Here is an 8,386-nt window from a genome sequence, read left to right as displayed (position 1 = left end):
TCGCGGTCGATCCAGGCCCCGGTCACCCGTTGGGCCAGGGCCGGGGAGGCCAGGGTGAAGTCGATGCGCATGCCCTCCTTCTTGGGGAAGCGCAGCTTCGTGTAGTCCCAGTAGGTGTAGACGCCCGGGCCGGGGGTGTGCGGGCGGACGACGTCGGAGAAGCCGGCCTGAACGAAGGCCTCGAAGGCTGCTCGTTCGGGGCCTGAGACGTGGGTCAGCTCATTGTCGTGGAAGTAGTCGATGTCCCAGACGTCCTCGTCCAAGGGGGCGATGTTCCAGTCACCCATCAGGGCGACCTGCGCCTGGGGATCATCGGCGATCCAGCCGGCGGCGTTTTCCTTGAGCCGGCGCAGCCACTCGAGCTTATAGGGCATGTGTTCGTCCTGCAGGGCGCGGCCGTTGGGGACGTAGAGGCTCCAGATTCGTACGCCGTTGCAGGTGGCGCCGATGGCCCGGGCCTCCTGGACCGGATCCTTGCCGCCCTTGCCGAAGGTCGGCTGGTCGGGGAACGTCCGCTCGACGTCGTCGAGTCCGACCCGGGAGGCGATGGCCACCCCGTTCCACTGGCTGAACCCGAAGTGGGCGACTTCGTAGCCGTTGTTCTCGAACAGTTCCCACGGGAAGTTCTCGTCCTTGCATTTGGTCTCCTGGATGGCCAGCACGTCGGCGTCGGTGCGGCGCAGCCAGTCTTCCACGCGGTCGGCGCGGGCTCGGAGGGAGTTCACGTTCCAGGTAGCAATCTTCACGACTCCAACCTATCAATCCGGGGCCGTTCCGGGCGCAGGGGTTGACGAGCGGAAAACGAGGTGCTTTGGTTAGTTACATGACCAATGAACCAACCAACGGGCGGTGAGCGCGATGGACGATTCCAAGCCGATCTTCATCCAGCTCGCCGAGGAGATCGAGGGCCGGATCCTCGAAGGAACCTACCCGGAGGGGACCCAGGTCCCCTCGACCAACGAATTCGCGGCATTCATGCGGATCAACCCGGCGACCGCCGGAAAAGGGCTGAACCGGCTCGTCGACGCCGGGATCCTGCACAAAAGAAGAGGTATCGGCATGTTCGTAGCCACCGGGGCCCTCGACCGGCTCAGGTCCGTCCGGCGCGAGGCCTTCGGGGACCAGTACCTCTCACCACTGATCGACGAGGCCGCACGACTGGGCATCGATTCCGACGAACTCATTGCGATGATCGGCCACCGTGCCGCCGTCGCGGGAAAGTGAGGCGCGATCATGAGTCTCGCCATTGAAACCACCGACCTGACGAAGGTCTACCGTCACACCGCCGCGCTGGATCATGTCAGCCTCGGCATCGAAAAGAACACCATCTGTGGCCTGCTGGGCCGCAACGGAGCCGGGAAGACGACCTTGATGTCCATCCTGGCCGGCCAGGAACTCAAGACCTCGGGCCAGGCCCGGGTGCTGGGAGCGGACCCCTTCGAAAATGCCGCGGTGCTGGCCCAACTCAGCTTCGCGCGGGAGAACCAGAAATATCCCGAGGAGTTCAAGGTCTCCCACGTGTTGCGCACGGCCCCCTGGTTCTACGCCGGCTGGGATGCCGGGTTTGCCCGGCGCCTGATCGGGGAATTCCGGCTACCGCTGAAGACGCCGATCAAGAAGCTCTCCCGCGGGCAGCTCTCCGCAGTGGCCATCGTCGTGGGCCTGGCATCCCGGGCACCTGTCACCTTTTTCGACGAGCCCTACCTCGGGCTCGACGCGACGGCCCGCGGCATCTTCTACGACCTCCTGCTTCAGGACTACATGGAGCATCCACGCACCATCCTCATGTCCACGCACCTGATCGATGAGGCCGCGAACCTGCTCGAGCACGTCGTGGTCCTGCAGGATGGCCGCAAGATCCTGGACTCCTCCGTGGAGGAGGCCACCGCCTCGGCCTTCACCCTCTCCGGTACGGCGACTGCCGTCGCCGAGGCGACCGGGCCCCGGAAGGTCCTGCGCACCCAGGCCCTGGGAGGCCTGCGCTCGGTGACGATCGCCGGGATCCCCGACGAACGTCTATACGCCGATGCGCGGGCCGGCGGGCTAGAGGTCGGCCCGGTGAGCCTGCAGGAACTCGTGGCTGCCCACGGGCTCCTTGAAGGCGGGGAGCCGGCCGCCGTGGCCCACCCAGCAGAGAAGGACCAGACCGAGGCCAAGGAGGCCCTCCGATGAGCATCACCCAGCCGCGCCCCGTGGCGGGCGCACCGTCCGCGCAGCCCACCCTGCCCACGCAGCGACCCGTCGGGGCCCTGATGAAGATCGTGCGCCTGCATTTTGCGGACCCGATGCGCATGATCGGGGTCCCGCTGTTCATCTTCGGCAGCATCATCGTGCTGTGCATCGTCGTCATGGGCTTATTGCGTTCCTTTGCGCCGGCTTCCCCTGCGGAACTGACCGAGGGGTTCGGCTACAACCAGGCGACCTTGTGGTGCTTTGCCGGGTACTTCGTGAGCATCGGCGTCATGGCCTACTCCCGTACCATGCCCTTTGCCCTGGGGATGGGTTCCACGCGGCGGCAGTACTTCGTCGGCACCTGCCTGGCACTCCTCCTGGAGTCCGTCTTCATCGGGGTGACGATGACCGTGCTGCTGGCGCTGGAGAAGGCCACCGGCCACTGGTTCAATGGGGCCCGGGTCTTCGATGTGGTGGCCATCGGGAACGGGAGCTATTCGAGCACCTTCCTGATGGGGTTCGGGCTCAGCGCCGCGATGTTGTTCATCGGGGCGATGTTCGCCGTCGTATTCCTGCGCTGGAACCAGAAGGGCGTCATCGCGGTCATCTTCGGCACGGTGGCGGTCCTCCTGGCGTTGATCTGGTTGCTTCTGGCGGCCGGGGTGAATCCCTTCGGCTGGTTCGAGGGGGCGACCTTCGCGAAGATCGCCCTGATCATGATCCTCGTGGCGCTGATCAGCGCCACCGGCAGCTGGCTGATGCTACGCCGGGCCCCGGTGGGACGATAGCCCCCGGCGGATGGGTGCTCCCTAGAAATTCCTAGGATGTCCGAGTACCTTGGAGTCCGAGTGACCTGGACCATGGTCGATTATGCCGGTCCGGGTCAACGAACTGCCACCCGACGCTGGGCCGGAGGAAGACCGCCGCACCAGCGCCGCACCGCCGGAAGGACAACCATGAGCGACGCCCCCACCGAACCCGAGGTCCTGTTCGAGGTCCGAGGAACGCTGGGCATCATCACCCTGAACCGACCGAGGGCCGTCAACGCGCTGACCCACGGGATGGTCGAAGCAACCCTGGCCCAGCTCACCGCCTGGAGCGACGACGACGCGGTGGTGTCCGTGATGATCGCCGGCGCCGGTGACCGCGGCCTCTGCGCAGGGGGCGACATCGTGGCCATCTACCGTGACATCCCCGAAGGCGGGGCCGGCACCGCAGCCTTCTGGCGCACCGAATACCGGCTCAATGCGCTGATCCGCAACTACCCCAAACCCTTCATCGCCTTCATGGACGGACTGGTCCTCGGTGGCGGGGTGGGTATCTCGGCGCACGGCAGCCACCGGATCGTCACCGAACGCACCCGCAGCGGGATGCCCGAAACGACCATCGGCTTCGTCCCCGACGTCGGAGGGCTCCACCTGCTCTCCCGGGCCCCGGGGGAAGCGGGAACCCACGCCGCGCTGACCAGCTCCCACCTCGATGCGGCCGACGCCCTGTTCCTGGGGTTGGCCGATTCCTACGTCCCCTCCGGCCAGCTCGACGAGTTGGCCACCGCACTGGAAACCGCAGGCCAGGGGGACGACGTCGATGGGATCATCGGGCGGTTCGCCCAGGCGGCGCCGGATTCGGCGCTCGCCGGCGAATCCACCTGGATGGCCAAGGACTACGCCGGGGACTCGATCGAACGGATCCTGGGACGCCTGCGCATCCGTGGAGGCCACGGCGCCGAAGCCGCCGAATTGATCGCCGCGAAGTCGCCGACGGCCGTGAAGACCACGTTGGCGGCACTGCGCCGGGCCGTCGGGCTGTCGAGCCTGGAGGAGGCCCTGGACCAGGACTACCGGGTCGGTGTGCGCATGCTCGCCTCCCCTGACTTCCTCGAGGGCATCCGGGCCCAGGTCATCGACAAGGACCGCCAGCCGAAGTGGAGTCCGGCCAACTTCGAACAGATCAGCCCGGAAATGATCCGGGACTACTTCGAGCCGCTCGGCCCGGACGAACAAGGCGGTGAGCTCGGACTCGCCGCCGACGCGAAGGAGCGTGCATGATGACCACGGAAACCGGAACGATTGCCTTTCTCGGGCTCGGGCACATGGGTGCTCCCATGGCGAAGAACCTGGTGCAGGCCGGCTACGACGTCCGGGCCTTCGACGTGGTCCCTGCCGCCGTCGAGGCCATCTCCGCCTCCGGGGTGCCGACCGCCTCCTCGGCGATCGAGGCCGTCCGCGGGGCCTCGGTGGTCCTGACCATGTTCCCCGGTGGACAGCAGCTGCTCGACGCCTATCGTGGGGTCGACGGGCCCGGCCTGCTCGACTCCGTCGACGCGGACACCGTGTTCCTGGACTGCTCGACCATCAATGTCGACGACGCCCGTGAAGCCGCCGGGCTGGCCGTGGAGGCCGGACACCGCAGTGTCGACGCCCCGGTCTCCGGTGGGGTGGTCGGCGCCGAAGCCGGGACCCTGACGTTCATGATCGGTGCCCTGGAAGCGGACCTGGAATCGGTTCGTCCGCTCCTGGAGGTCATGGGCGGGAAGCTGGTCCACTGCGGGGATCATGGGGCCGGGCAGGCGGCGAAGGTCTGCAACAACATGATCCTGGGCGTGAGCATGATCGCCGCCTCGGAGGCCTTCGTCCTGGGCGAGAAGCTGGGGCTGAGCAACCAGGCGCTCTACGACGTCGTCTCCACGGCCTCGGGCCAATGCTGGGCCGTGACGACGAACTGCCCGGTCCCCGGTCCGGTGCCGACCAGCCCGGCGAACCGCGACTACGAACCCGGATTCGCCGGGGCGCTGATGGCCAAGGACCTGGGCCTGGCGATGAGCGCCATCGAAAGCACCGGGGTCGCCGCCGAACTCGGGCCGATGGCCGCACGGATCTACGAGCGATTCCGCGACGAGGGTGGTGCCGGCCGTGATTTCTCCGGCATCATCACCGGGATCCGCGACCGCTCCCACGGGTCCGACTGACCCGCGGGTCCCGAGCGCGACGATCACGGCCCTCTGACAGCAACTGTCAGGGGGCCGTTTCCGCCTCGAAGTCACCGGCGTCGCGACGGAAGCGGCCGAGGATCTCGATCAGTTCGTTGATATCCGCGGCCGACATCCCCGGATTCGAGAACACCACGGAGTTCAGTTGCGCCGTCGACTGCGCTGCCACGTCCCGACCGCGATCGGTCAGCGAGACCAGGGTCGTCCTGCCGTCGGTGGGGTGCGGGCTGCGTTCGACGAAGCCGGCCCGCTCGAGCCGGTCCACTGCGTTGGTGACCGACGTCGGGTGGACCTGCAGCAGGGCACTGACCTTGACCATGGGCAGGGAACCGGTCCGCGAGAACCACAGCAGGGCCAGCAACTCGTAGCGGGCGAAGGTCAGCCCGAAGGGCTTGACCACGGCCTCGCAGCGGTGCAGCAGGATCTGCTGGGCGCGCATGACCGCGGTGAAGGCGGCCATCGGCGCCGCCTCGACGGTCCACCCCTGGCCCTCCCAGTTGTGTTGGGCCGTGGCAATGGGGTCGAACGGGAGTGGAGGCTTCATCCCCGCGCCTTCAGGGACGGGAAATCGGTGTCCGTGTATTCCACTCCCAGCCCCTGCGGAGGGGTGTCCGAGCCGTGGCGCAGCTCTTCGTTGCGGCGCAGCTCGACCCGGCGGATCTTCCCCGAGATGGTCTTGGGCAGTTCAGCGAATTCCAGCCGGCGGATCCGCTTGAACGCCGGGAGATGCTCCCGGCAGTAGCCCAGGATGTCCTCCGCCGTCGTGGCGTCGGCGGCGTAACTGGCCGCCAGGACGACGTAGGCCTTGGGCACGTTGAGCTTCATCGGCTCCGGTGAGGGCACGACGGCGGCCTCGGCGACCGCGGGGTGCTCGATGAGCACCGACTCCAGTTCGAAGGGGCTGAGCCGGTAGTCGCTGGACTTGAAGACGTCATCGCCGCGGCCGACGTAGGTGATGATCCCGCGCTCATCCCGTTCGGCGACATCCCCGGTGTGGTAATACCCGTCGCGGAAGGCGGCTGCCGTCTTCTCCTGATCGCCGTAGTAGGCCTTCATCAACCCCAACGGCCGGGGGTCCAGGCGCAGGCAGATCTCCCCGAAATCGCCTTCTTCGCCGGTGGCCTGGTCGACCAGGACGACGTCGTAACCGGGCAGGGGGGTGCCCATGGCACCGATCTTCATCGGCTGGCCCGGGCAGTTGGCGATCTGCACGGTGGTCTCCGTCTGGCCGAAGCCATCCCGGATCTGTTGGCCCCAGGCGCGGTGGACCTGGTCGATCACTTCGGCGTTGAGCGGTTCCCCGGCGGAGACGACCTTCGTCGGCGGGGTCTTCAGCCGGGTCAGATCCGCCTGGATGAGTAGACGCCAGACCGTGGGCGGGGCGCAGAAGCTGGTGACCTGCTCGGCCTCCATCTGATCCATCAGGGCCGCCGGGTCGAATTTGTCGTAGTTGTAGATGAAGACGGTCGCCTCGGCGATCCACGGGGTGAAGACATTCGACCACGCATGCTTGGCCCAACCGGGGGAGGCGACATTGAGGTGCACGTCGCCGGGTTCCAAGCCGATCCAGTACATCGTCGAAAGGTGCCCGACCGGGTAGGAGGTATGGGTATGCTCGACCAGCTTGGCCTTCGAGGTGGTCCCGGAGGTGAAATACAGCAGCAGCGTCTCGTCACCACGGGTGGGTACGTCAGCGGTGAAGCCGGTCGGCGCCGTGGTCGACGCCGAATACGGCAGCACCTCCGGGGCTCCCGCTGCGGTGGGGGCGGGGGCGTCCCCGATGGCGATCAACCGGTAGTCCCCGGGCACGTCGGCGAATTTGGGCAGATCGGTGGTGCCGGCGATGGCCCAGCTGGCGCCACCGCGTTCGACCCGGTCCGCCAGATCGGCAGGCCCCATCTGGGTGGTGGTCGGGATCATGACGATGCCCAGCTTGATGGCCGCCAGCATGATCTCCCACAACTCCACCTGGTTGCCCAGCATCAGGATCGCCTTGTCGCCGCGGGAGAAGCCCACGCTGCGCATCCAGTTGGCGACCTGGCCGGAGCGTTCGGATAGCTCGGCCCAGGTCCTGCGGGTGGAGGAGCCGTCCTTCTCGACGATGATCAACGCCGGGGTGTCGGCCCGTTCCCTGGTGGCGGCGACGGCGTCGAACCAATCCAGCCCGAAGTTGAATTCGGCGAACTCGGGCCAACGGAATTCCTTCCGGGCCTTGGCCTGGTCCCCCCGCAGGGAGACGAGGCGGTCGCGGGCTTCACGGAACTGGTCGGTGACGGTCATGTTCCACCTTTCGTCGGGGCGCCGGGGCCATCCCCGACGAGGCGTTCCCCAAAATATACGTGGACATCCTACTGCTTGGAAGGGTTGTGGAGGATCCGTCCTTCAGTCGGCGCCTCGGGTCCACCAATCATCGAGAAGTGACACGGGGGTGGTGCGTTTATGACGGCTGCGCAGGAACCGGGTCTCGATGGCTTCGGCGACGGCCTCCGGCACCGGACGTCCTTCGAGGTAGTCGTCGATGTCGTCATAGGCCAGGCCCAATTCGTCCTCGTCGGTGCGCAGCGGGGTCCCGTCCAGCAGATCCGCCGTCGGGGGTTTGGCCCAGAGCCGCTCGCTGGCCCCCAGATGGCGCAGCAGTTGGCGGTTCTGCCGCTTATCCAGTCCGTACAACGGCAGGAGGTCGGCCGCCCCGTCGCCGAATTTCGTGAAGAACCCGGTGACCGATTCGGCCGCATGGTCGGTGCCGATGACCAGATGCCCGTGTTGGCCGGCCAACGCGTACTGGGCGGTCATGCGTAGCCGGGCCTTGATATTGCCCTTGGTGAAGTCGCTGATCGTTTCGCTCGTGGTCTTCACATATTCCGCGGCCAGGGCGTCGACCCCGGGCTTGATGTCATAGGTCCAGGCGGTCTTCGGGGCGATGAACTCCATCGCCGCCGCGGCGTCGTCCTCATCGGTCTGGGTGCCGTAGGGCAGGCGGACTGCCACGAAATCCACGTCGTCCCCGTCCCGGGCCGCGGCCTCTACGGCCAATTGCGCCAAACGTCCGGCGAGGGTGGAATCCAGGCCTCCCGAGATGCCCAGCACGAAGCCCCTGGTGCCGGTGGCCTCCAGGTAGTCCCGCAGGAACGCCACCCGCCGCGTGACCTCTTCCTGCGGGTCGATGGTGGCCTTGACGCCCATTTCACTGATGATCCGTGCCTGCATATCGCGCATGGAATCAGC

9 protein-coding genes are annotated in these 8,386 nt (G+C 66.9%); 5 read left to right on the top strand and 4 right to left on the bottom strand.

The genetic code is table 11. The annotated features are described in order from the left end of the window. Positions 1 to 746, bottom strand: a 746-nt coding sequence (locus tag ACT3UE_RS15490; protein ID WP_444567008.1) for an exodeoxyribonuclease III, incomplete at its 3' end; no start/stop codon positions are given. Positions 747 to 858: 112 nt separating this feature from the next. Between ACT3UE_RS15490 and ACT3UE_RS15485 the strand changes: the two genes are divergently transcribed. The 5 genes from ACT3UE_RS15485 (at position 859) to mmsB (ending at position 5,140) form a co-directional block, all read left to right on the top strand. Beyond that, on the top strand, positions 859 to 1,224 hold the full coding sequence (locus tag ACT3UE_RS15485; RefSeq protein ID WP_444554746.1) for a GntR family transcriptional regulator: 366 nt from the start codon (positions 859 to 861) through the stop codon (positions 1,222 to 1,224). Between the two features lie 9 nt (positions 1,225 to 1,233). Beyond that, complete coding sequence (locus ACT3UE_RS15480; protein ID WP_444554747.1) at positions 1,234 to 2,172, top strand: ATP-binding cassette domain-containing protein; 939 nt, start codon at positions 1,234 to 1,236, stop codon at positions 2,170 to 2,172. Beyond that, positions 2,169 to 2,960 (top strand): hypothetical protein, encoded by a 792-nt coding sequence (locus ACT3UE_RS15475; RefSeq protein WP_444554748.1) that lies wholly within the window; start codon positions 2,169 to 2,171, stop codon positions 2,958 to 2,960. Before ACT3UE_RS15480 ends, ACT3UE_RS15475 begins: the two co-directional genes overlap by 4 nt. A gap of 168 nt (positions 2,961 to 3,128) precedes the next feature. Next, on the top strand, positions 3,129 to 4,220 hold the full coding sequence (locus ACT3UE_RS15470) for an enoyl-CoA hydratase/isomerase family protein (RefSeq protein ID WP_444554749.1): 1,092 nt from the start codon (positions 3,129 to 3,131) through the stop codon (positions 4,218 to 4,220). Continuing rightward, positions 4,217 to 5,140 carry a 3-hydroxyisobutyrate dehydrogenase gene (gene mmsB, locus ACT3UE_RS15465; RefSeq protein WP_444561695.1) on the top strand — a complete coding sequence of 308 codons (924 nt, stop codon included), beginning with the start codon at positions 4,217 to 4,219 and terminating at the stop codon, positions 5,138 to 5,140. Before ACT3UE_RS15470 ends, mmsB begins: the two co-directional genes overlap by 4 nt. 46 nt (positions 5,141 to 5,186) lie before the next feature. Here the strand turns inward: mmsB and ACT3UE_RS15460 are convergent, their stop codons facing one another. The 3 genes from ACT3UE_RS15460 to nadE all read right to left on the bottom strand — a co-directional run bounded on the left by ACT3UE_RS15460 (position 5,187) and on the right by nadE (position 8,377). Further along, entirely contained in the window at positions 5,187 to 5,705 is a 519-nt protein-coding gene (locus ACT3UE_RS15460; RefSeq protein ID WP_444554751.1) for a MarR family winged helix-turn-helix transcriptional regulator, read from the bottom strand. After that, a complete protein-coding gene (locus ACT3UE_RS15455; RefSeq protein ID WP_444554752.1) occupies positions 5,702 to 7,441 on the bottom strand; it encodes an AMP-binding protein in 1,740 nt (579 codons plus the stop codon). The genes ACT3UE_RS15460 and ACT3UE_RS15455 overlap by 4 nt, the downstream gene beginning before the upstream one ends. A 102-nt stretch (positions 7,442 to 7,543) precedes the next feature. Beyond that, on the bottom strand, positions 7,544 to 8,377 hold the full coding sequence (gene nadE / locus ACT3UE_RS15450) for an ammonia-dependent NAD(+) synthetase (protein WP_444561694.1): 834 nt from the start codon (positions 8,375 to 8,377) through the stop codon (positions 7,544 to 7,546). Positions 8,378 to 8,386 lie beyond the last annotated feature (9 nt).

Origin of the sequence: Arthrobacter sp. 179 (assembly GCF_052379645.1) — a bacterium.
Taxonomy (GTDB): Bacteria; Actinomycetota; Actinomycetes; order Actinomycetales; family Micrococcaceae; genus Arthrobacter_H.
The sequence above is the reverse complement of the archived record's forward strand: the minus strand, read 5'-3'. Positions and strand labels throughout refer to the sequence as shown.

Excerpts from the sequence above, each read along its gene's own strand:
- ACT3UE_RS15485 (WP_444554746.1), top strand. The coding sequence starts at position 859 with ATGGACGATTCCAAGCCGATCTTCATCCAGCTCGCCGAGGAGATCGAG.
- ACT3UE_RS15480 (WP_444554747.1), top strand. The coding sequence starts at position 1,234 with ATGAGTCTCGCCATTGAAACCACCGACCTGACGAAGGTCTACCGTCAC.
- ACT3UE_RS15475 (WP_444554748.1), top strand. The coding sequence starts at position 2,169 with ATGAGCATCACCCAGCCGCGCCCCGTGGCGGGCGCACCGTCCGCGCAG.
- ACT3UE_RS15470 (WP_444554749.1), top strand. The coding sequence starts at position 3,129 with ATGAGCGACGCCCCCACCGAACCCGAGGTCCTGTTCGAGGTCCGAGGA.
- mmsB (WP_444561695.1), top strand. The coding sequence starts at position 4,217 with ATGATGACCACGGAAACCGGAACGATTGCCTTTCTCGGGCTCGGGCAC.
- ACT3UE_RS15460 (WP_444554751.1), bottom strand. The coding sequence starts at position 5,705 with ATGAAGCCTCCACTCCCGTTCGACCCCATTGCCACGGCCCAACACAAC.
- ACT3UE_RS15455 (WP_444554752.1), bottom strand. The coding sequence starts at position 7,441 with ATGACCGTCACCGACCAGTTCCGTGAAGCCCGCGACCGCCTCGTCTCC.
- nadE (WP_444561694.1), bottom strand. The coding sequence starts at position 8,377 with ATGCGCGATATGCAGGCACGGATCATCAGTGAAATGGGCGTCAAGGCC.